The sequence below is a fragment of the Eikenella corrodens genome, from assembly GCF_003990355.1.
Taxonomy (GTDB): domain Bacteria; phylum Pseudomonadota; class Gammaproteobacteria; order Burkholderiales; family Neisseriaceae; genus Eikenella; species Eikenella corrodens_B.
In genome coordinates, this window is record NZ_CP034670.1 from 857,275 (window position 1) to 877,800 (window position 20,526).

At 57.3% G+C, this 20,526-nt stretch carries 22 protein-coding genes; 10 read left to right on the forward strand and 12 right to left on the reverse strand.

Features of this window, described 5'->3' with window-relative positions:
* Positions 1–33: 33 nt before the first annotated feature.
* From ELB75_RS04370 to ELB75_RS04385, 4 genes are all read left to right on the forward strand, one after another.
* Positions 34–624, forward strand: coding sequence for a Maf family protein (locus ELB75_RS04370; protein WP_126982874.1), 591 nt, complete (start codon positions 34–36; stop codon positions 622–624).
* Between the two features lie 66 nt (positions 625–690).
* Positions 691–984, forward strand: coding sequence for a YciI family protein (locus ELB75_RS04375; protein ID WP_126982875.1), 294 nt, complete (start codon positions 691–693; stop codon positions 982–984).
* A gap of 152 nt (positions 985–1,136) precedes the next feature.
* A complete protein-coding gene (locus ELB75_RS04380; RefSeq protein WP_126982876.1) occupies positions 1,137–1,880 on the forward strand; it encodes an SAM-dependent methyltransferase in 744 nt (247 codons plus the stop codon).
* 166 nt (positions 1,881–2,046) lie between these two features.
* Complete coding sequence (locus ELB75_RS04385) at positions 2,047–3,624, forward strand: glycosyltransferase family 2 protein (RefSeq protein ID WP_126982877.1); 1,578 nt, start codon at positions 2,047–2,049, stop codon at positions 3,622–3,624.
* Positions 3,625–3,699: 75 nt separating this feature from the next.
* Here ELB75_RS04385 and ELB75_RS04390 read toward each other — a convergent pair whose 3' ends face one another.
* The 5 genes from ELB75_RS04390 to ELB75_RS04410 form a co-directional block, all read right to left on the reverse strand.
* On the reverse strand, positions 3,700–4,479 hold the full coding sequence (locus ELB75_RS04390; protein WP_126982878.1) for an amino acid ABC transporter permease: 780 nt from the start codon (positions 4,477–4,479) through the stop codon (positions 3,700–3,702).
* A gap of 228 nt (positions 4,480–4,707) precedes the next feature.
* Entirely contained in the window at positions 4,708–5,445 is a 738-nt protein-coding gene (gene pyrF / locus ELB75_RS04395) for an orotidine-5'-phosphate decarboxylase (protein WP_126982879.1), read from the reverse strand.
* Between the two features lie 84 nt (positions 5,446–5,529).
* Positions 5,530–6,039 carry a DMP19 family protein gene (locus ELB75_RS04400; RefSeq protein WP_126982880.1) on the reverse strand — a complete coding sequence of 170 codons (510 nt, stop codon included), beginning with the start codon at positions 6,037–6,039 and terminating at the stop codon, positions 5,530–5,532.
* Positions 6,040–6,057: 18 nt separating this feature from the next.
* On the reverse strand, positions 6,058–7,236 hold the full coding sequence (lapB, locus tag ELB75_RS04405) for a lipopolysaccharide assembly protein LapB (RefSeq protein ID WP_126982881.1): 1,179 nt from the start codon (positions 7,234–7,236) through the stop codon (positions 6,058–6,060).
* Between the two features lie 4 nt (positions 7,237–7,240).
* Positions 7,241–7,570, reverse strand: a complete 330-nt coding sequence (locus ELB75_RS04410; RefSeq protein WP_126982882.1) for a LapA family protein — start codon at positions 7,568–7,570, stop codon at positions 7,241–7,243.
* 268 nt (positions 7,571–7,838) lie between these two features.
* Between ELB75_RS04410 and ELB75_RS04415 the strand changes: the two genes are divergently transcribed.
* Positions 7,839–8,168 carry a cupin domain-containing protein gene (locus ELB75_RS04415; protein WP_241236105.1) on the forward strand — a complete coding sequence of 110 codons (330 nt, stop codon included), beginning with the start codon at positions 7,839–7,841 and terminating at the stop codon, positions 8,166–8,168.
* Between the two features lie 399 nt (positions 8,169–8,567).
* Complete coding sequence (locus ELB75_RS04420; RefSeq protein WP_126982884.1) at positions 8,568–9,248, forward strand: ACP-like domain-containing protein; 681 nt, start codon at positions 8,568–8,570, stop codon at positions 9,246–9,248.
* 397 nt (positions 9,249–9,645) lie between these two features.
* Here ELB75_RS04420 and ELB75_RS04425 read toward each other — a convergent pair whose 3' ends face one another.
* The 6 genes from ELB75_RS04425 to ELB75_RS04450 all read right to left on the reverse strand — a co-directional run bounded on the left by ELB75_RS04425 (position 9,646) and on the right by ELB75_RS04450 (position 14,445).
* Entirely contained in the window at positions 9,646–10,407 is a 762-nt protein-coding gene (locus ELB75_RS04425) for a TatD family hydrolase (RefSeq protein ID WP_126982885.1), read from the reverse strand.
* A gap of 2 nt (positions 10,408–10,409) precedes the next feature.
* Positions 10,410–10,769: a PilZ domain-containing protein gene (locus tag ELB75_RS04430; RefSeq protein ID WP_126982886.1), complete on the reverse strand. Its 360-nt coding sequence runs from the start codon at positions 10,767–10,769 to the stop codon at positions 10,410–10,412.
* Positions 10,770–10,828: 59 nt separating this feature from the next.
* Entirely contained in the window at positions 10,829–11,812 is a 984-nt protein-coding gene (gene holB, locus ELB75_RS04435) for a DNA polymerase III subunit delta' (RefSeq protein WP_126982887.1), read from the reverse strand.
* A 142-nt stretch (positions 11,813–11,954) separates the two neighbouring features.
* A complete protein-coding gene (locus ELB75_RS04440) occupies positions 11,955–12,593 on the reverse strand; it encodes a DedA family protein (protein ID WP_126982888.1) in 639 nt (212 codons plus the stop codon).
* 371 nt (positions 12,594–12,964) lie between these two features.
* Entirely contained in the window at positions 12,965–14,137 is a 1,173-nt protein-coding gene (gene ubiM / locus ELB75_RS04445; RefSeq protein ID WP_126982889.1) for a 5-demethoxyubiquinol-8 5-hydroxylase UbiM, read from the reverse strand.
* Between the two features lie 119 nt (positions 14,138–14,256).
* Positions 14,257–14,445 (reverse strand): hypothetical protein, encoded by a 189-nt coding sequence (locus ELB75_RS04450; RefSeq protein ID WP_126982890.1) that lies wholly within the window; start codon positions 14,443–14,445, stop codon positions 14,257–14,259.
* A 100-nt stretch (positions 14,446–14,545) separates the two neighbouring features.
* Between ELB75_RS04450 and ELB75_RS04455 the strand changes: the two genes are divergently transcribed.
* Positions 14,546–15,145 carry a Smr/MutS family protein gene (locus tag ELB75_RS04455; RefSeq protein ID WP_126982891.1) on the forward strand — a complete coding sequence of 200 codons (600 nt, stop codon included), beginning with the start codon at positions 14,546–14,548 and terminating at the stop codon, positions 15,143–15,145.
* Here the strand turns inward: ELB75_RS04455 and ELB75_RS12630 are convergent.
* Positions 15,114–15,389 (reverse strand): hypothetical protein, encoded by a 276-nt coding sequence (locus ELB75_RS12630; protein ID WP_206501492.1) that lies wholly within the window; start codon positions 15,387–15,389, stop codon positions 15,114–15,116. The two genes, ELB75_RS04455 and ELB75_RS12630, sit on opposite strands and share 32 nt — an antisense overlap.
* Positions 15,390–15,473: 84 nt before the next feature.
* On the opposite strand from ELB75_RS12630, the gene aceE reads away from it, so the two are divergent.
* From aceE to aceF, 3 genes are all read left to right on the forward strand, one after another.
* A complete protein-coding gene (gene aceE / locus ELB75_RS04460) occupies positions 15,474–18,158 on the forward strand; it encodes a pyruvate dehydrogenase (acetyl-transferring), homodimeric type (protein WP_126982892.1) in 2,685 nt (894 codons plus the stop codon).
* Positions 18,159–18,229: 71 nt separating this feature from the next.
* Entirely contained in the window at positions 18,230–18,847 is a 618-nt protein-coding gene (locus ELB75_RS04465) for a hypothetical protein (RefSeq protein WP_126982893.1), read from the forward strand.
* Positions 18,848–18,882: 35 nt separating this feature from the next.
* Positions 18,883–20,505: a dihydrolipoyllysine-residue acetyltransferase gene (aceF, locus tag ELB75_RS04470; RefSeq protein ID WP_126982894.1), complete on the forward strand. Its 1,623-nt coding sequence runs from the start codon at positions 18,883–18,885 to the stop codon at positions 20,503–20,505.
* Positions 20,506–20,526 lie beyond the last annotated feature (21 nt).

The following is a 20,526-nucleotide window of genomic DNA, read 5'->3' on the forward strand; positions in this document are numbered from 1 at the left end:
GCCGCCTGAAACGTCAATATTTTAATACGGTTTATGAACACAGTCCTGCCGATTGTCCTCGCTTCTTCTTCGCTGTTCCGACGGCAACAGCTGGCCAAGCTCGGCCTGCAATTTGAAACCGCCTCGCCTGATTGCGATGAAACGCCGCTGCCCGGAGAAGCCCCCCGCCAAACTGCCCAACGTTTGGCCGAGGCCAAAGCCCGCGCACTGGCTGCACGTTTCCAGCAGCATTTGATTATCGGTGCCGACCAAGTGGCCTGCTGCAACGGGCAGCAGTTGGGCAAGCCGATGGACGTGGCGAAAGCACAACAAATGCTGGCTGAAACCGCCGGGCAAGAGCTGCATTTTTACAGCGCATTGTGTGTGCTCAATACGTTTTCAGGCAGCCTGCACCGCCATGTGGATACCACCACGGTGAAGATGCGCCCGCTTATCGCGCAGCAAATCGCCCGTTATCTGGAGCGTGAACCGGACGCAGTTTATTGCGCCGGCGGCGCGAAAAGTGAAGGTTTGGGCGGCGCACTGATTGAACGCATCGACAGTAGTGATCCCAATGCCCTCATCGGCCTGCCGATTTTTCGGCTGATTGATTTTTTGCAGGCTGAAGGGGTGGCGGTTTTGTGAGCTTGAGGCTACCTGAAATTTCAGGTAGCCTCATTAAAATGTTTGAATGAATCAAGAAGGCAAGTTATGTTTATCGTTTCCCTAAACTATATCAAACCATTATCCGAGATTGAGGCTTATCTGCCCGCCCACATCGACTATCTCGACCGCCACTATGCCGCCGGCACGTTTTTGCTTTCCGGCCGCAAAGAACCGCGCACCGGCGGCGTGATTATCGTGCGTGCCGACAGCCGGGCGCAGGTCGAGGCCGTGATTGCCGAAGACCCGTTTTACCAAGCCAAACTGGCCGAATACCAAATCACCCAATTTATCCCCACCAAAACCGCCGCCGATTTGGATGCCTACCGTGAAACGCTTTGATACGGCATAGGTTACCTGAAAGCGAAGCTTCAACGCAGTTAAAATGAGTGAGGCGAGTTTCTCCGAAGCTAAAACGCACCAGCAAGTTTCCGAATAGTGAGAGATAGCCCACCAAATTTTCAGGTAGCCTTTTCTAAGCCAGCAACAAAACTATGCAACCCACTTTATTCCTTATCCCCACTCCGCTAGGCAGCCCGGATACCCCCTGCCTTCTGCCGCACGAGCAAAAGCTGCTGGCCGGGCTCACCGACTTTGTGGTTGAAGGCGAGAAAACCGCCCGCGCCTGCCTGCGCCATTTCGGTTTGAACGCTCCGCTGCAAGAGCTTAGCCTGCGTACGTTAAACAAGCACACCGAACCTGCCGAATTGCCCGATTTGCTGCAACCGCTGCACCAAGGCCGCAGCATGGGTTTGCTCAGCGAAGCCGGCTGCCCCGCGGTGGCCGACCCCGGCGCGGCGCTGGTGGCACTGGCGCATCGCGCCGGATTTGCCGTGTGGCCGCTGGTGGGGCCGTCCAGCCTGATGCTCGCCCTGATGGCTTCCGGCGCCAACGGCCAGCAGTTTGCCTTTCGCGGCTATCTGCCTGCCGATTCTGCCGGGCGGGCAGGCTACCTGAAAACCATCGAGCAGGATTCGCAGCGCCGCAACGAAAGCCAAATTTTCATCGAAACCCCATATCGCAACAACGCCTTGCTGGCCGATGCCGTAGCCACGTTGCAAGCCGATACCCTGTTGTGCGCCGCCAGCAACCTCACCCTGCCCGAACAGCGCATCATCAGCATGATGGCGGGCGAGTGGCGCAAGCAGCCGCAACTGCCCGACCTGCACAAGCAGCCGACCGTATTTGTGGTGTATGCTGCCGGTCAAACGCCTGCGCCTGCCCGCAAACGGCGTTAGAGGCTACCTGAAACCTTGGCTCGGCTGTTTTCGGAAGCCTTGTTTTGGCGAACCCCGCTTTGCTTGTTTTGGCTTCGCAGAACCCCGCTTCGTTTGTTTTAACGGCGTTGAAGCTTCGCTTTCAGGTAGCCTTTGCCATCCAATCGTATTCAATAGAAGAGACCTTATGACCCCCATTCCCGTGAGCATCACCATGCTGGTGAAAAACGCCGAGCGGCACTTGGAAGCCTGCCTGGCCGCGCTGGCCGCGTTTGACGAAATCATCGTGCTCGACAACGGCTCCACCGACCGCACGCTCGACATTGCCCGCCGCTTCCCCAATGTGGCTGTGCACCATCATGATTTTATCGGCTTCGGCCCGATGAAAAACCTGGCCGCCGGTTTGGCGCGCAACGATTGGGTGCTCAATATCGACAGCGACGAAATCCTGCCGCCCGAGCAAGTGGAAGCCATCCGCGCGCTGGATTGGAGCGACAGCGGCAAAATCTATGCCCTGCCGCGCCTGAACCATTATCGCGGCCGCCCCATCAAAAGCTGCGGCTGGTATCCGGATTGGGTGAAACGCCTCTATCAGCGCCAAACCGTGCGCTTCAACGACAACCAAGTGCACGAATCCCTAATCGAACCGGCCGGCAGCAGCGTGGTGAGGCTACCTGAAAAACATCCGCTCCTGCATTACTCGTTCGACGGCGCCGCCGCCCTCATCAGCAAAATGCAGCACTACACCGATTTGTTTGCCGCACAGCAGCAATTCAAACGGCGCGCTTCGGTGCTCGGCGCAGTAGGGCACGGCGCGGCGGCGTTTTTCAAAAACTATATTTTGAAACGCGGCATGTTTGACGGCAGTGACGGCTGGACGATTGCCTTTGCCAACGCCAGTGGCGCCTACTATAAATACATCAAGCTGCACGAGGCCAACCAGCGGCTCACCGTGTCGCTCATCATCACCACGTATAACCGCCCCGACGCGCTGGAAGCCGTGTTGCGCTCAGTGTTGGCGCAGCACGTGCTGCCGCAGGAAGTGATTGTGGCCGACGACGGCTCGCGCGACGATACCCGCGCCGTGGTCGAACGCTATCGGGCGCAGTTTCCCGTGCCGCTGTTGCATGCCTGGCAGCCCGACGACGGCTTCCGCCTGGCCGAATCGCGCAACCGCGCCTTGGCACAGGCGGGCAGCGACTATATTGTGATTATTGACGGCGATATGGTGCTGCATCCCGAATTTATCGCCGACCACAAACACGCCGCGAAAAAAGGCCTGTTTGTGCAGGGCAGCCGCGTGATTCTCACGCCGGAGAAAACCAACGAGCTGCTGGCCAATCCTTCAAGCTACCGAGTATTGAAATGGTATGAAAAGGGTTTGGAAAAACGCTTTGAAAAACGCTTCTCCGCTTGCCGCCTGCCGTGGCTGTCCAAGCGCATCCTGCGCCGCGAAACCCGCAATGATTTTCACGGCATCCGCGGCTGTAATATGGCTTTCTTCCGCGAAGACGCACTGAAAATCAATGGCTTCAACAGCGATTTTGTCGGCTGGGGGCGCGAAGATAGCGAATTTGTCGCCCGCTTTTTCAACAACGGCGGCCAACGCGCCAACCTGAAATTCGCCGCCGTGGCCTACCACCTCTACCACCCCGAAGCCGAACGCGCCGCCCTGCCGGAAAACGACCGCCTGCTGGCCGCTGCTCAGGAGCAGAAGCTGGTGTGGTGTGAAAATGGCGTGGATCGGTTTTTGCCCGCAGAGTAAGCACTGCAGATGATAAAAAGGCTACCTGAACAATCAGGTAGCCTTTTGGTTGCTGGAAACAGGCGGTTAGCGCGGTTAGCGGTTGCCGTCGGTATTGTATTTTTTCTCCAAGCGGGCGAAGAACCAGGCCAATACTATAGTCAGCAGTAGGTATATCAGGGAGATAAAGTAATACGGCTCTTCCATTGTCGAGAAGCGTCCGGCCGCACTTTTGGCGGCATAAGCCAGTTCGGGTACGGCGATGACGGCCAAGAGTGAGCTGTCTTTGAGCAGGGTGATGAATTCGTTGCCCAAAGGGCCGAGCATACGCCGGACGGTTTGCGGCAGGATGATGTAGCGCATGGCTTGCCCATAGCTCAAACCGAGCGAGCGGGCGGCTTCCATTTGGCCGCGGTCGATGGATTTGATGCCGGAGCGGAAGATTTCGGTAATGTATGCGCCGGAGTTGACTGATAAGGCAAGTACACCGGCAATCAATGCGCCGTAATTTTGTCGCAATTGCCTTGCCAGTTCCCCATCAATAAGAAGGCCGTGCTGCGGGTGCACCAGTATCGGCGACCAAACGAAATACCACACGAGAATCTGTACAAACAGCGGAGTACCCCGGAAAAATGTCACGTATAGGCGTGAACATTGCTGCAGCAGCCACAATATGCCACGGGTAACTGCATTGCCTTTTTCGATTTTAATTACGCGGATCAGTGCATTACATAGGCCTAGGATAACGCCGAAAAATGTGGCGATGGCGGCGATGCCGATGGTGGCTAGCACGCCGAAGAAGAACATTTGGCGATATTCGTAGATAATCGGAAAATGTTGGGAAAACAGTTGAATAAGGCCGGTTTCGCTATTCATGGAAATCTTAGCTCAGTTGCAGAATTGTTTACGGATTTTGACGAAATAAGGGGCGGATTGTACAAGAAAACGGCTGGCTTGTCAGTTGGCAGCAAGAGGCCGGGAAGGGGATGGTTGGCGGCGAAATGAACAAAGGCTACCTGAAAGCGAAGCTTCAACGCAGTTAAAACGAATGAAGCGGGGTTTCAGATAGCCTCTGCTTTCAGGTAGCCTAATTATATTGGCTGCTTAACCGGCAGGGTTGGCCAGGCGGTTGATTTCGGCCAGCACGGCTGCGGGGTCGGGTGCTTGGGTGATGGGGCGGCCCATCACGAGGTAGCTGCTGCCGGCCTCGAGGGCTTGGGCGGGGGTCATGATGCGGCGTTGGTCGTCTTGGTTGCCGCTGGGATTGGGGCGGATGCCGGGCGTAACCAGCACAAATTCACTGCCGCGTTGCTGGCGCAGGGTGGCAGCTTCGTGCGGAGAACAAACTACGCCGTCGAGGCCGGATTGCTGCGCCAGGGCGGCCCAGCGGGATGCCCAATCGGCAATGGGGGCAGTGAGGCCGAGTTCGTTGAGGTCGGCCTGCTCCATGCTGGTGAGGATGGTGACGCCGATGAGCAGGGGGCGTTGGCGGTGGTTGGCCACGGCTTCGGCGGCGGCTTCCATCATGCGGCGGCCGCCGACGGTGTGCATATCCACCATCCACACACCCATATCGGCAGCCACGCGGCAGGCGGCGGCGACGGTGTTGGGGATGTCGTGGTATTTGAGGTCGAGGAAGAGCTGGAAGCCTTGGTTGATCAGGGCTTCGGCCAGACGGCGGCCGGTGGCGGTAAACAGCTCTTTGCCGATTTTGAGGCGGCACAAATCGGGGCTTAAGCGACGCACGAAGGCGAGGGTGTCGGCTTCGTTGGCAAAATCGAGGGCAACGATAACGGGGGTTCGGCGGGCGGGTGCGGCGGAGTCGAGGATGAGGGGATTCATGGGATGAGAGCGGATGGGGTTGAAATGGGAAAAGGCTACCTGAAAGCCGTGTTGCTAAGGAATGGGTTTCAGGTAGCCTTTAATTTAAGCATCAAGCGGGGGCATGGGGCTGCCGATTTCGCCTGCGGCGGCGGTGAGCTCGGCAAATTCTGCGGGGTGGCGGCGGATATAGGGGCAGACGGTGCAGAAGTCGTCTTCGCATACGAGGCAGTAGTCGGCGTCGAGTTCGTCGAACTGGGGGAATTGCTTGCGCAGCTCTTCAATGCTGCTGCCGTTTTGAGCGGCGGCCTGGATGGCAGCGCCGTGCTGCTGATAGAGGGTACGGGCGCGGTCGATGATATCGGGGGTGTCGCGAACGCCCCATTGGCGCAGGTATTCGGCGGTTTCAGGGGCGAGGGCATGTTCGCCCCGGCCATCGGCAATCAGCAACACGAAGCCGTCGTCTTCCATCAGGAGGTCGAGGCTGAGGTAGGCGAGCAGGGCGCGTTGGGCGCCGCTGTAGCGTTCGATGAAATGGTCGCTGTGGCGGATGCGGTGTGTCCATACATTGAGCATGCGGTACATTTGGTTGATGGTCATCATGTTATCGGGCATTTTGTTTTCCGTTCGGGGCTAAACTTCGATTTTGTTGGGGGTGAAGGTTTCCCATTTGTTGCAGGCGGGGCAGTGCCAGAAGAATACTTGCGATTTGAAGTGGCAGTGGCGGCAGCGGTACATCACGTTTTTCTGCAGGGTGCGCCCGATTACGCCGCGCATCATGTCGGCATCGCTTTTCCAAGCAGGATCGAGGTTGCTCAGGCGCAAGCCGAGCAGGCGGTATACGCCGCCGAGGTCGGGCTTTTGGCGCACGAGTTCGACGGCGGTTTCGGCCGCTTTTTCTTCGCCGTAGAGCAGCAGCGATTTTTCGTAAACCACGTTGATCAAATCAAGCTGGGGAAAGGTTTTCAGGTAGCCTGTGAGCACGGCGAGGCCGGCGGCGGCTTCGCCTTGGGCATCGTAGGCGTCATACAGTTTTTCGCCCACCATGCTCAAGTAGGCATGGTTTTGTTTTTCGATGGCGGTGTAGGCGGCCACGGCGGCGGGGTAGTTGCCCAGCTTTTGCTCCAAATCGCCGAGAATCATGTTGGCGCGGGCGCATTTGCGGTTGGCGTCCAGCGCTTTGGCAATATTGGCACGGGCTTGCTCGAAGTCGGATTTAAACAGGGCGGCTTGCGCCAGCTCGCAGTAGAATTGGGCGATTTCGAAGCGGTAGGTTTGTTCGTCGTGGCTGAGCAGCTGGGCAGTGTCGATGGCTTTGGCCCAGTCGCGGTCTTGCTGGTAGATATTCAGCAGCACCTGGCGGGCTTGGGCGGCCATATTGCCTTGCTGCAGGCCGAGGAAAATCTGCTCGGCGCGGTCTACCAAACCTGCGCTTTGGTAGTCTTGCCCGAGCTCGAACAGCACTTGGTTGCGCTTTCCACCTATGGTTTCGGGCGCTTCGAGCAGGGCTTGGTGCAGGCGGATGGCTTTGTCGTTTTCGCCGCGCTGGCGGTAGAGTTTGCCCAGGGTGAGGTGCAGCTCGTGGGCGTTGTCGCCGGCGGGCAGCAGCTCGGTCATATCGGCCAGGTGGCGGGCGGCGCTGCCGAGATTGCGGTCTACCAGGGCATCCAGGCTGGCGTAAAACGCGGCGGGCACGGATTTGGCCTGCTTGAGCACGGCTTTCATGTCTACCCGGGCGGCAAACCAGCCCATGGCAAAGAAGACGGGCAGCAGGATAATCGGGGTGAGCCACCACCAAATATTGCCGTCCATGCGCCTATTCCTTCACCGGTGCGGCGTCGGGCACAGGCTGGGCGGCATCGGCGGGCGCGGGCGTTTGCAGCTGCTCCTGCGCGATGCGGGCGTTTTTGCGCACTTCGTTGCGCAGGCGGTTGTTTTCATGGCGCAAGGAGAGCAGGCGGCCGAACATGGAAAATACGCCGAACACCGCGCCGATAACGAAAAACGCCAAGAGCAGCAGGATCAGCGGCAGGCTGATTTCGCTGCCGGGCAGGTAGCTGAAGCTGACGATATGGGTGTTGAATGCGGCTAAAATGATAAAAACCGCCAAAAGCAGCAGTTTGATGATGAGCGAAAACAGTTTCATGAGGCTGGGCCTTTCGTCTTGCGGGCGGGAATGGATATCAATGGCGAAGTGTAAACTATTTGGGGGGTTTCAGGTAGCCTGCCGGGCAGCGGGAAGGCTACCTGAAAATATGTTATGATGGTTTCAGCTTATTAAGTTTGCCGCCATCTAGCCTGCATTAGGCGGCTAACCATTTCAAACAATAATAAAATATCCAATCAAACCCTGCCGGCCGGATTTTTCTCCCACCCGTTAACAAATAAGGAGCAATCTGATGTCTGCAACTGCTGTGACCCCTATATCCGAATCCCTATTCAAACTCGGCCTGAACCAGGCGCTGCCTGTGAGCGAGCAGGCCACCACTTCGCGCACCGTGCTGAACAACGATTTGCTGCGCGTGGTGGCTTTCACGCTGGATGCAGGCCAAGTGCTCACCGAGCACACCTCCACCAAAGCCGTGGTGGTTACCTTGCTGGAAGGCGAGATGGATTTCTCCATCGGCGCGCGCCACGAAATCCTGCATGCGGGCGATGTGGTGTATCTCGCCCCGAACGAGCGCCATGCGCTGAGCGCCGTAAGTGCTTGCCGGATGCAGCTGGTGATGGTGAACGTGGATTGAGTTTGGATAAAGCAGCAGGCGCGGTGTGCCGAACCGCGCCTGTTTTGTTGAGGCTACCTGAAAATATAGTGAATTAACAAAAACCAGTACAGCGTTAACTCGCCTTGCCGTAACGTGTGTACTGTCTGCGGCTCGCCGCCTTGTCCTGATTTAAATTTAATCCTCTATAAAATGGCGGCTGGATAAGGCTGTTTTCAGGTAGCCTTTACTTCTGATTGCAGGCTACCTGAAACATGATTTGCCCATACAGCCGCTACAAACTTTAACCTAGGGCTAACCGTAGCTTAAGAAAACGGTCTGTTACAATGCACTCATTGTTCTGCATTGGGTTTTGGTCGCGCAAAAGGCCGATCCGACTAGAGAACGCCAATGACATTCCAACGTGAAGGGAGTTTGAAAATGAAATTTTGGCAATCAACTGCATTAGCTGCTTTGGCCGTAGGTATCGCTGCCCCGGCATTCGCCGCCGGCGGCACCGTGTCTTATGTCTGCCAACAAGGCAAACAGGTGGATGTGAGCTATCAGTTCAACAGCCGCGGCAAACCCGTGTCTGCCCGCGCCCGCCTCAACGGCAGCAACCGCAACATGGCTTTCGACGCGCGCCGCTCCGACAGCACGGGCACAGCGTTTAAAGACCGCGCCGGCTACAACCTGACCGGCCCGGCGCTCACCGCCCGTAACTACCGCACTGAAGAAGGCATCAGCATTCTCTCGCCGCGCAGCGAATTCCTGTATAAAGACTGTAATCCGCGCCAAAACGAGCCTGCCCGCCAAGCTCCGCCAGCTTCAGCTCGCAGCGGCAGCGTGGCCTATGTTTGCCAGCAAGGCCGCCGCGTGAACGTGAATTATCACTTCAACTCTGCCGGTGTGCCCACCAGCGCCGAACTGCGAGTGAACAACCGCAACCTGCGCCTGCCGTACAACCTGTCGGCTTCCGACAATGTGGACACTGTATTCAGCGCCAACGGCTACCGCCTGACCACTAATGCCATGGATTCGGCCAACTACCGCAGCCAAGACATCATCGTGAGCGCGCCCAACGGCCAGATGCTGTATAAAGATTGTTCGCCCGCCCGCTAATCGCAGTGGCGGATAAGCAAACAGGCACAACTTCGCGGTTGTGCCTGTTTTGTTTGGCTGTGGTGTTCAGGTAGCCTGGAGCTTGCGCCAACGTCTTAATTTCGCAGCGGCGGATTTCCGTTAATCTGCTGTATCGGAAAAGCGTTATCGGCTATGGCAAACCAACCGGACTTCCGCTGCAGCGTTGGTTCGCCTTGCCATGTTGCTGCGCAGTGTGCAGCTCACTGATTGATATGGAAAGACGATTTGGCTTGCTGTATGTGGATATCTGTACACAAAAGGCTACCTGAAAATTTTCAGGTAGCCTTATTTCTTTCGAATGCGCTAGCTAGGGGGAGGATTGGAGTTTCAGCACTGGTTGTATCGAAGCAGTACGCCAAGGCGCAGCATCTTGATGTTAATCCGCTAAATTGAATAAGCGCAGACAGTTGGCGGTGGTGGCTTGGGCGATGGTTTCCAAGCTGTCGCCGCGCAGCTGGGCAACGAAGGCGGCGGTGTGGCGGACGTAGGCCGGTTCGTTGGGCTTGCCGCGCTTGGGAACGGGCGCGAGGTAGGGGGAGTCGGTTTCCACCAGCAGCCTGTCGAGCGGCACGTAGCGGGCGGCTTCTTGGATGGCGGTGGCGTTTTTGAAGGTAACGATGCCGGAGAAGGAGATGTAGAAGCCTAAGTCCAGCGCTGATTTGGCAATATGCACGTCTTCGGTGAAGCAGTGGATAACGCCTGCGTGGGCTTGGTGTTCGCGCAGCAGCCGCATGGTGTCTTCGGCTGCGTCGCGGGTGTGGACGACAAGCGGCAGGCCGCTGCGGTTGGCGGCTTCGATGTGCAGGGCGAAGCGTTGGTGCTGCCAGGCCAGATCGCCTTTGCACCAATGATAATCCAAGCCGGTTTCGCCGATGCCCACCACTTTGGGCCGGTCGGCGCGTTCCAGCAGTTCTTCCAAGCTGAATTCTTCGGCTTCCGGGTCGTCGGGGTGGATGCCGACTGTGGCGTAGATGTTGGGGTGATTTTGGGCAATGGCGTGCACTTCTTCGAAGCTCTGCCGGCTCACGCTGATGGCGATGGCTTTGTCCACGCCGGCCTCGGCCATGTTGGCGAGGACTTCAGGTAGCCTTTGGGCGAGGTCGGGGAAGTTGAGGTGGCAGTGCGAATCGATCAGCATGGCTACATGGTGTAGGTGGCGCGGTCGGTGTGCAGTAGGCCGGGCAGTTGGTCTTCGATGTAGTTTTTACATTTGATGCCGGTTTCGTCGTCGCCAAAAGCGAGGCCTACGCCTTGCGGCTGGCCGTTGGTGGTGCGGCTGAGGTTGATCCACACTACGCGGGTGCGCAGGAAGAATTTTTCCGGATTGTCAAACAGTTCCAATACCAGCAGCACTTCTTCGCCCATTTTGAATTCGTCGTTGGTGGGCACGAAAATGCCGCCGTGCTCCAGAAACGGCATGTAGCTGTAGTAGGCGATGGGTTTGTCTTTGAGGCTGACGCTCATCATGCGGCCGGGGGCGTTGTCGGCGGGTGTGCTCATGGGTATTTCCTTGTTTGAGTAAGTAACGTTTATGCAAAATAAATAACGGGTTTGTTTTCTTAAAGCGGTTTGTTTTGCCAGAAGGCAAGATAGCCGGTTAACAAATTTTCAACCTGCATTCTAACACTTAAGGTATGCCTGCCGTAAGGGCTGAGGCGGTTTAGGGTGTGTACCAGTTGGAATAAGGTTGTCCCCTGGGTGCGTGAGGCTACCTGAAAAATGGCGGCTTGGTGTTGCGGGTAGTAGAGCGGGGGCAGGTTTTGTTGGGCGAGTGCGGTGTCGGCCAGCCATTTGTGCAGCCAGTCGAGAAACACGGCCAGCGGCCATTTTTGTTTGTCGAAGGCGGCGGCGTAATCCAGCATGGCCAACAGGCGCGGTTTGGCCAGCAGTTGGCACAGCTCTTCGCGCATCGCGTCTTGCTCCGGCTCGGCTGCAAACAGCGGGGCGCCGCTGTGGAAGGCAAGCAGGGCTTCGGCTTGCGGGGTGTTTTGCGTTTTCAGGTAGCCTAAGGCTTCTTCGGCGCTTGGGGCGGGCAGCAGGAAGGGGCGGCAGCGGCTTTTAATGGTGGGCAGCAGGCGGTCTTTGTTGTGGGTCACCAAAAGGAACACCACCGATGCGGGCGGCTCTTCCAGCATTTTCAACAGCGCGTTGGCGGCTTGGGTATTCATGGTTTCCGCCGGCTGCACCAGCACCACGCGCAGTCCGCCGCGCACGGAGCTTTGCAGCAGTGGCGATAGCACGGCGCGCACGGCGTCGATTTTGATTTGCAGCAGCTTGCGCGCGCTTTCACCTTCGGCAGGCAGCTCGGGCGTGAGTTCATAGTAGTCTGGATGGCTGCCTTGAGCGAACAGATGGCAGGAAGGACAGTTGCCGCAAGGCTGGTGTTCGGCCTGCGGCTGTTCGCACAACAGCGCCTGCGCCAGATGGCGGGCAAACGCTGTTTTGCCGGTGTCGCGCCGGCCGGTGAGCAGCCAGGCGTTGGGGCGGTTGTCCCATTGGGCAGCCAATTGCCGCCAGGCGGATTCATGCCAAGGATAAATCATAGGAAAACGTGAAGGCTACCTGAAAAGAGATCAGCCGTTTAAAAATAGAGTGGATGACAATAAGACTGCTACTGCGTTGGCTTGTCACTATTTTAATTCGCTATGGTAAGAGGCTACCTGAAAATGAAGCAGGAGCGGCAGACTAAGCTTTCTTCCCCCACTTAGCCTTGGCGATTTCCACCGCCATCGGTAGCACGGACACCACGATAATGCCGATCACCACCAAGCCGAAATTATTTTTCACCACCGGCAGCTCGCCGAAGAAGTAGCCCGCATAAGTGAGCAGCCCCACCCACATCAGCGCGCCGATGATATTGTAGCGGATAAAGCGGCCGTAATGCATATCGCCCATGCCTGCCACAAAGGGCGCGAAGGTGCGCACAATCGGCACGAACCGCGCCAGGATAATCGTTTTGCCGCCGTATTTTTCGTAGAAGGCATGGGTTTTATCCAGATACTCGCGTTTGAACACGCGCGAATCCGGTTTGGCAAACAGCTTTTCGCCAAAATACTTGCCGATGGCGAAGTTGGCCGCATCGCCGATTACCGCCGCCGCCAACAGCAGCACGGCCGCCATATGCACATTCATCCCGCCCAGCGCCGCTACCGCGCCGGTGGCAAACAAGAGCGAATCGCCCGGCAGGAAGGGCGTAACCACCAGCCCGGTTTCGCAAAACACGATGAGGAACAGGATGGCGTAAATCCACAGGCCGTAGGTTTGGGTGAGCTCGATGAGGCGTTGGTCGATATGTAGGATGAAATCAATCAGGCTGGCAAGCATGGGAAAACTCAAATGAAAAGACAGGCAGTAGGGCAGGGTAGGTTGAATGGGCGGCGTGCGAACCGCTTGGCAATGATTATAGTGAATTAGATTTAAACCAGTACGGCGTTGGCTCGCCTTGCCGTAAAGTGTGTACTGTCTGCGGCTCGCCGCCTTGTCCTGATTTTTGTTAATCCACTATAAAATAGTGGCTGCCGAATCGGGCGGATGCCCGAATATCGGCAGCGGGATGGACAGTAACTTCTGAATACGAAAAATAAAAGTGTTTTGCACTTTTCCCTCTCATTCTCAGGATGTTATATATCGAGGCCAATGTGGTTGCCAATCTAGGCGGTAACGGAACCTGAGAATATTTGGGAGGCGGCTGCAGGCTAACCGGTGAGCTGCTTGGTGATCAGTTTTTTCACTGGCGGCAGGTGGTTGCTCAGGCGCAGTACGGTGTTGCGCAGGAATTTGGCGGGCGGTGTTTCGTTGGTGAAGAGTTTCACCACGAAATTGGTGCCGTGATACAGCGCACGGGTGTGCAGGATGTGTTTGGCTTCGTATTTTTCCAAAAGCTTGGTGTCGGCGATGTCTTGGCCGGAAGTGGCGGCCTGTACGATGAGGCCGGCCAGGATGTCGGCGCTGGCGAGGCCGAGGTTGAAGCCGTGGGCGGTGACGGGGTGCATGCCCACGGCGGCGTCGCCGATGAGGGCGGTGCGGCGGGCGGAGAAGCGGCGGGCGTGTACGCCGACCAAGGGATAGGTGTGGATGCTGCCGGCCGGGGTCATCTTGCCGAGTTGGCCTTGCAGGTGTTGCTCAAGGTCGGCGGCCAGCGCTTCGGGGCTGAGCTCGGTGATTTCATACAGGCGGCGGTTGTCGATGGTGATGACGCAGTTGGTCATGTGTTCGCCAAGCGGCAGCAGGGCGATGGTGCGGCCGTAGCTGAAGCATTCGTAGGCAGTGTTTTCGTTGGAGGTGGTGTGCGAGAAACGGGCCACGAGCACGGTACGGCCGAAGTCGTGCATGTCGGCGGAAATGCCGGCCTGGCGGCGGGTTTGCGAGAAGCGGCTGTCGGCGGCGATGAGCAGGCGGGCGGATACGGTGTCGCCGTTGTCGAGCAGGATGCTCACGCTCTCTTCGCCGTTTACGGCTTCCTGCACTTTATGGCCGGCGAGGAAATGGACGTTTTCATGTTGGCTGGCGGCTTGGTAGGCGGCGCGGCGGATGTCGTGGTTGGAAACAAGGAAGCCGAGCTGGCCTTTGCCGTCGGTGGGCGCGGGGAAGTTGAGGGTGTAGGGGGAGCTGCCGTTGATGACTTTGGCGGCTTTGAGCGGGTAGATGCCTTCGGCGGGGAGGTTTTGCCAGATGCCGAGTCTTTCCATGATGCCGCGCGAGGGGTGGGTGAGGGCGATTTCGCGGCCGTCGTAGGGCGGGTTGGCCAGGGTTTCTTGGCTGCTTTGTTCGATGAGCAGGATGTTCAGGCCGCTGGGGGCGGCTGCGGCGGCGAAGCTGAGGCCGGCCGGGCCGGCGCCGATAACGACGATATCGCAAGTGTGCTGCATGGTGGGGCTCCTCTTGGGTGGCAGGGAAATGGTTGTGCCGGATTATACCGCAAGTATGCGGGCGGCTGCGGGGCAGTGTGGCGAAACTGGTTTTCAGGTAGCCTTTACGCGGGGGTGGGCTATCTGAAAAATGGCGGCAGATTGGGATTGTGTACAAACTCTTTGTGTTTGCTCGGGGTAAGTGTGGAGAGGGTGGAGAGTTTTTCAGGTAGCCTTTCTGTACGGCCAAGGCTACCTGAAAAGTAGATAGATTGGCATTGCCATATTGCAGCATGAGGCTTCAAGTTTTTCAGGTAGCCTATTGGCAATCGGGCTACCTGAAAATTATGTGGTGGTATTCGCTTGTGCCGCTTCGGTTATAAAATAGCCGGATGATGATAAAGATGAAATCAGATATGGAGCCGGATAATGGATAAACAGGATACGCAAAAGCTGTTAAAGCAATTGGGTAAGGAGGCAAAACGGCGGCAGGAAGAAGCTGCTGCTCAGGCTCAGCGGCAGCGCCGGGACGAGCCGGATTTCGCGGCGGCGGTGGGCAAGGTTACGCCGCTGAAAAACAGTAATCGGGTGGCTGCGCCGAAAGATGATAAGCCTTTGAAACGGCGGTTTCATGATGAAGAATGGGATGAGGAGGCATATTTCTATGTGAGCACCGACAGCGAACACGAACCGCCGCGTTCGTTTTGCAAAAACGGCCGCGGGCAAGACGACATCCGCCGCCTGGTGGCCGGGCATTGGCCGTGCGTGGGGCGTTTGGATTTGCACGGCTGCACGCGCGAAGAGGCGCAGCGGGAGTTGAGCGAGTTTATTGAGGAAGTGTTGCGCCGCGGGGTGTGCGCGGAAATCGTTCACGGCAGCGGGCTGGGTTCGCAGGGCTTTGTGCCGGTGTTGAAAAGTTTGGTGCGCCGCTGGCTGATGGCGCATCCGGAAGTGCTGGCTTATGCCGAGCCGCATGGTGCGAACGATGGGGCGGTGCTCATTTTGTTGCGCAAACGGCGCGCGGGGTAGAAGGTTCTGTTTTGTTGTTTTGTGTATGTGCCGATTCGGGCTGTTTCGGATGGTTTTTTAGGCGGCGGGATGCCGGGATGGGGCTTGTGCCTTGAAGGATAAAGGCTTTAAAAGCCTGAAAAAAAACGTTGCCAATCAGGCGTAAGGCTGTTAATATTTCACGGAAATACAGAGTGTTGCGGCATTGTTGGCGCTGTGGAAATTTTCGGAAAACAACAGCTTCCCGGTTCGGCTGTTTAAGCATATGCTTTTATGGCTGATTTCTACTGTGTTGCCAAACGAAAAAGCGAAGCTCATTGTTTAACCCAAGTAAAGAGGATAGGAATTTATGTCTGCTGAAAAACATGATATCGACCCGATTGAAACTCAAGAGTGGTTGGATGCGCTCAGTTCCGTGCTGGAAAACGAAGGCTCGGAGCGGGCGCATTTTATATTGGAAAACCTAGTGCGCTATACCCGCCGCCGCGGCGTGTACCTGCCGTTTAGCGCCACCACCGCGTATCTGAACACCATTCCGGTCGGCAAAGAGCAGAAATCACCCGGCAACCACGAGCTGGAACACCGCATCCGCGCCGCCATCCGCTGGAACGCCGCTGCCATGGTGCTGCGTGCCGGCAAGAAAAACTTGGAATTGGGCGGCCACATCGCTTCCTTCCAATCTTCCGCCACTTTGTATGACGTGGGCTTCAACCACTTTTGGCGCGCCAAAAACGAAGCTGCCGGCGAAGAAGGCGATTTGATTTATGTTCAAGGCCACTCCGCTCCCGGCTTCTACTCCCGTGCATTCGTGGAAGGCCGCCTGAGCGAAGACCAACTGAACAATTTCCGCCAAGAAGTCGGCGGCAACGGCCTGCCGTCTTACCCGCACCCCCACCTGCTGTCTGATTTCTGGCAGTTCCCCACCGTATCCATGGGCTTGGGTCCGCTGATGGCGATTTACCAAGCGCGCTTCCTGAAATACTTGGAATCTCGCGGCCTGGCCAAAACCAAAGGCCGCAAAGTATGGTGCTTCTGCGGCGACGGCGAGATGGACGAGCCGGAAAGCCAAGGCGCCATTGCGCTGGCCGCCCGCGAAGGCTTGGATAACCTGATCTTTGTAATCAACTGCAACCTGCAGCGTTTGGACGGCCCGGTACGCGGTAATGGCAAAATTATCCAAGAATTGGAAGGCAACTTCCGCGGTGCGGGCTGGAATGTGTTGAAAGTGATTTGGGGCAGCCGCTGGGACGGCCTCTTGGCACGTGACACCAACAACGCCCTGAAACAACGCATGGAAGAATGCCTGGACGGCGACTACCAAACCTTCAAATCCAAAGACGGTGCATACGTTCGCGAACACTTCTTCAACACGCCCGAACTGAAAGCCCTCGTGGCCGATATGTCGGACGACGAAATCTGGGCCTTGAACCGTGGTGGCCACGACCCGCACAAAGTTTATGCCGCTTATTATGAAGCCGTAAACAACGCCGACGGCCGCCCAACTGTAATCTTGGCCAAAACCATCAAAGGTTACGGCATGGGTCAGTCCGGCGAAGGCCAAAACGTTGCCCACCAAGCCAAGAAAATGGACGTGAAGTCGCTCAAACAATTCCGCGACCGCTTCGGTATTCAGGTAACCGACGAGCAAATCGACAGCGGTGACCTGCCTTACTTCCGCTTTGCCGAAGACAGCCCGGAAATGCAATACCTGCGCGAACGCCGCAATGCTTTGGGCGGCTACCTGCCTGCACGCCATCCGAACAACGAGGCCCTGCCGATTCCACCATTGGAAACCTTCGATACCCAGCTGCAATCCAGCGGCGAGCGCGAATTCTCCACCACCATGGCCTTCGTACGCATTTTGGCTGCCTTGCTGAAAGACAAACAAATCGGCCGCCGCATCGTGCCGATTGTGCCTGATGAAAGCCGCACCTTCGGCATGGAAGGCATGTTCCGCCAATACGGCATTTGGAACCCGAAAGGCCAGCAGTATACCCCGCAAGACAAAGACCAACTGATGTTCTATAAAGAGAGCGTAGATGGTCAAATCCTGCAAGAAGGCATTAACGAACCCGGCGCGATGGCAGACTGGATTGCTGCCTCCACCAGCTATGCCAACAACCGTTACGCCATGATTCCGTTCTACATTTACTACTCCATGTTCGGTTTCCAACGTGTCGGCGATTTGGCTTGGGCTGCCGGCGATATGCACGCACGCGGCTTCCTCTTGGGCGGCACCGCAGGCCGCACTACCCTGAACGGCGAAGGCCTGCAACACGAAGACGGCCACAGCCAACTGCAAGCCGACCTGATTCCGAACTGCGTCAGCTACGACCCCACCTTCCAATACGAAGTGGCCGTAATCGTACACAGCGGCTTGGAACGCATGTATGTGAATAATGAGGACGTATTCTTCTACATCACCCTGATGAACGAAAACTACACCCACCCAGCCATGCCGCAACGCAAAGGCATCGAGCAGGAAATCCTCAAAGGCATGTACTTGTTCCGCGAAGGCGGCAAAGGCGACAAACGCGTTCAGTTGATGGGCTCCGGCACCATCTTGCAGGAGGTAATCCACGCTGCCGATTTGCTGAAAAACGATTTCGGCGTGGAAGCCGACATCTGGTCTTGCCCTTCATTCAACCTGCTGCACCGCGAAGCCATCGAAACCGACCGTTGGAACCGCCTGCATCCGGCTGCCGAGCAAAAACTGCCTTTCGTTACCCAGCAGCTGCAAGGCCATGCCGGCCCGGTTGTCGCCGCTACCGACTACATCCGCAGCTTTGCCGACCGCATCCGCGCCTATATCCCTAAAGAAAACGGCGACTATGTGGTACTCGGCACCGACGGTTTCGGCCGCTCCGACAGCCGCGCCAACCTGCGCAGCTTCTTCGAAGTAGACCGCTACCATGTGGCTGTGGCCGCGCTGGATGCTTTGGCCAAACAGGGCAAAGTAGGCAAAGACGTGGTACAGAAAGCCATCAAAAAATACGGCGTTCAAACCGAAGTTGCCCCCAGCTGGAAACGCTAATCCCAGCCTGAAGTTTTCAGGTAGCCCTGCCCTGCGGCAGAGGCTACCTGAAAAAGCAGAAAAGGAAGAAAATGAAACCCTTATTCGTTGCATGCTCCGTTGCCTTACTGGCCGCCTGCGCTTCCAATGCGCCGGTGGTGCAGGAAGACAGCACCAGCTACGACAGCAGCACCCAAGCACGCGTGCGCCTTTACGGCCAAAACCAAAAGCCCACCATCATGGTGAGCGGCATCGACTGCGAAGCCGACGATCGTCAAGCCCGCCGCGGCCACAAAGTGAATGTGGGCGGCAGTTTGGGCGATGCGTTCGGTTCGCTTGCCGGTACGGCCAGAAGCCATAGTTTGGGCATAGCCGAAACCGAACACAGCAAAAACATCGGACAAATGAACGGCGTTCTCTCGCGGGCATTTTTCCGCGAATTTGCCGTGCCGGCCGGCAAAGCCGTGAACGTGCAGGCTGCCTATATCGACTTGCGGAATGCGATGACGAGCCCAAGCGTAACCGTCATCCAACACGAAGGCTCGTGCAACACCCGCATGGCTTCATTCGTGCCCCAAGCCGGGCATGATTACGAAGTGATCGGCCTGCAAGGCGGACGTTGTGCCGTGGCCGTATATGAAGTCGGCACGCAGGGCGAACTGAAGCCGGTGGAATTGCAAGATGCGGTCAGCTGCCGAAGAAGGCGTTAATTAACCAATCCAACCGAATACCAAAAGGAACTCTTATGAGTATTGTAGAAATCAAAGTCCCCGATATTGGCGGACACGAAAATGTAGATATTATTGCCGTGGAAGTCAAAGTGGGCGACACCATCGCGCTGGACGACACCCTGATTACCCTGGAAACCGACAAAGCCACCATGGATGTGCCGGCCGATGCCGCCGGTGTGGTGAAAGAAGTGAAAGTGAAAGTCGGCGACAAAGTTTCCGAAGGTGATGTGATTGTGCTGGTGGAAGCTGCCGGTGCAGGCGCCGCTGCCGCTCCGGCTGCTGCGCCCAAAGCCGAAGCCGCTTCCGCACCTGCTGCGCCCGCTGCCCCGGCTGCTGCCGCCAATGTTCAGGTAGCCGTGCCCGATATCGGCGGCCACACCGATGTGGACGTGATTGCCGTAGAAGTGAAAGTGGGCGACACCGTAGCTGTGGACGACACCCTGATTACTCTGGAAACCGACAAAGCCACCATGGACGTGCCCAGCACCGCTGCCGGCATCGTTACCGCTGTGCACATCAAAGTGGGCGACAAGGTGTCTGAAGGCAGCATCATTATCGACGTGGCCGCTGCCGGCGCACCTGCCGCTGCTGCTCCTGCTGCCGCCGAAGCGCCCAAAGCCGCTCCCGCACCTGCTGCCGCCCCGGCTCCAGCCCCCGCTGCACCTGCCGCTCCGGCTACCGCCGCCTATGGCAGCGCACCCGTGAACGAAGCCGGTTTTGCCAAAGCCCACGCCGGCCCCTCAGCCCGCAAACTGGCGCGCGAGCTGGGCGTGGATTTGAGCCTGGTGAAAGGCAGTGGCAACAAAGGCCGCATCACCAAAGACGACATCAAAGCCTTCGTTAAAGCCGCCATGCAGGGCGGTGCAGGCAAACCTGCAGCTGCCGGTGCTTCTTTGGGCGGCGGTTTGGATTTGTTGCCGTGGCCGAAAGTGGATTTCGCCAAATTCGGCGAAGTCGAAGTGAAAGAGCTCAGCCGCATCAAGAAGATTTCCGGCCAAAACCTGTCGCGCAACTGGGTAATGATTCCGCACGTTACCGTACACGACGAAGCCGACATGACCGAGCTGGAAAGCTTCCGCAAACAGCTCAACAAAGAGTGGGAGCGCGAAGGCGTGAAACTCTCGCCCCTGGCCTTCATCATCAAAGCCAGCGTGGCCGCGCTCAAAGCCTTCCCCGAGTTCAACTCTTCGCTCGACGGCGACAACCTGGTGTTGAAAAAATACTTCCATATCGGCTTTGCCGCCGACACCCCCAACGGCTTGGTGGTGCCTGTGATTAAAGATGTGGACAAAAAAGGCCTTAAAGAAATCAGCATCGAGCTGGGCGAATTGAGCAAAAAAGCCCGCGAAGGCAAGCTCAAACCGCAGGAAATGCAGGGCGCCTGCTTCACCATTTCCAGCTTGGGCGGCATCGGCGGCACCGGCTTCACCCCGATTGTGAATGCCCCCGAAGTAGCCATCTTGGGCGTGTGCAAATCACAGATGAAACCGGTATGGAACGGCTCCGATTTCGAAGCCCGCCTGATGTGCCCGCTCTCCCTGTCGTTCGACCACCGCGTGATCGACGGCGCAGCCGGCATGCGCTTCACCGTGTTCCTAGCCAACCTGCTCAAAGACTTCCGCCGCATTTCCCTGTAAGCGTTTGGGCATGATTAAAAG

Excerpts from the sequence above, each read along its gene's own strand:
- ELB75_RS04370 (WP_126982874.1), top strand. The coding sequence starts at position 34 with ATGAACACAGTCCTGCCGATTGTCCTCGCTTCTTCTTCGCTGTTCCGA.
- ELB75_RS04375 (WP_126982875.1), top strand. The coding sequence starts at position 691 with ATGTTTATCGTTTCCCTAAACTATATCAAACCATTATCCGAGATTGAG.
- ELB75_RS04380 (WP_126982876.1), top strand. The coding sequence starts at position 1,137 with ATGCAACCCACTTTATTCCTTATCCCCACTCCGCTAGGCAGCCCGGAT.
- ELB75_RS04385 (WP_126982877.1), top strand. The coding sequence starts at position 2,047 with ATGACCCCCATTCCCGTGAGCATCACCATGCTGGTGAAAAACGCCGAG.
- ELB75_RS04390 (WP_126982878.1), bottom strand. The coding sequence starts at position 4,479 with ATGAATAGCGAAACCGGCCTTATTCAACTGTTTTCCCAACATTTTCCG.
- pyrF (WP_126982879.1), bottom strand. The coding sequence starts at position 5,445 with ATGAATCCCCTCATCCTCGACTCCGCCGCACCCGCCCGCCGAACCCCC.
- ELB75_RS04400 (WP_126982880.1), bottom strand. The coding sequence starts at position 6,039 with ATGCCCGATAACATGATGACCATCAACCAAATGTACCGCATGCTCAAT.
- lapB (WP_126982881.1), bottom strand. The coding sequence starts at position 7,236 with ATGGACGGCAATATTTGGTGGTGGCTCACCCCGATTATCCTGCTGCCC.
- ELB75_RS04410 (WP_126982882.1), bottom strand. The coding sequence starts at position 7,570 with ATGAAACTGTTTTCGCTCATCATCAAACTGCTGCTTTTGGCGGTTTTT.
- ELB75_RS04420 (WP_126982884.1), top strand. The coding sequence starts at position 8,568 with ATGAAATTTTGGCAATCAACTGCATTAGCTGCTTTGGCCGTAGGTATC.
- ELB75_RS04425 (WP_126982885.1), bottom strand. The coding sequence starts at position 10,407 with ATGCTGATCGATTCGCACTGCCACCTCAACTTCCCCGACCTCGCCCAA.
- ELB75_RS04430 (WP_126982886.1), bottom strand. The coding sequence starts at position 10,769 with ATGAGCACACCCGCCGACAACGCCCCCGGCCGCATGATGAGCGTCAGC.
- holB (WP_126982887.1), bottom strand. The coding sequence starts at position 11,812 with ATGATTTATCCTTGGCATGAATCCGCCTGGCGGCAATTGGCTGCCCAA.
- ELB75_RS04440 (WP_126982888.1), bottom strand. The coding sequence starts at position 12,593 with ATGCTTGCCAGCCTGATTGATTTCATCCTACATATCGACCAACGCCTC.
- ubiM (WP_126982889.1), bottom strand. The coding sequence starts at position 14,137 with ATGCAGCACACTTGCGATATCGTCGTTATCGGCGCCGGCCCGGCCGGC.
- ELB75_RS04455 (WP_126982891.1), top strand. The coding sequence starts at position 14,546 with ATGGATAAACAGGATACGCAAAAGCTGTTAAAGCAATTGGGTAAGGAG.
- ELB75_RS12630 (WP_206501492.1), bottom strand. The coding sequence starts at position 15,389 with ATGCTTAAACAGCCGAACCGGGAAGCTGTTGTTTTCCGAAAATTTCCA.
- aceE (WP_126982892.1), top strand. The coding sequence starts at position 15,474 with ATGTCTGCTGAAAAACATGATATCGACCCGATTGAAACTCAAGAGTGG.
- ELB75_RS04465 (WP_126982893.1), top strand. The coding sequence starts at position 18,230 with ATGAAACCCTTATTCGTTGCATGCTCCGTTGCCTTACTGGCCGCCTGC.
- aceF (WP_126982894.1), top strand. The coding sequence starts at position 18,883 with ATGAGTATTGTAGAAATCAAAGTCCCCGATATTGGCGGACACGAAAAT.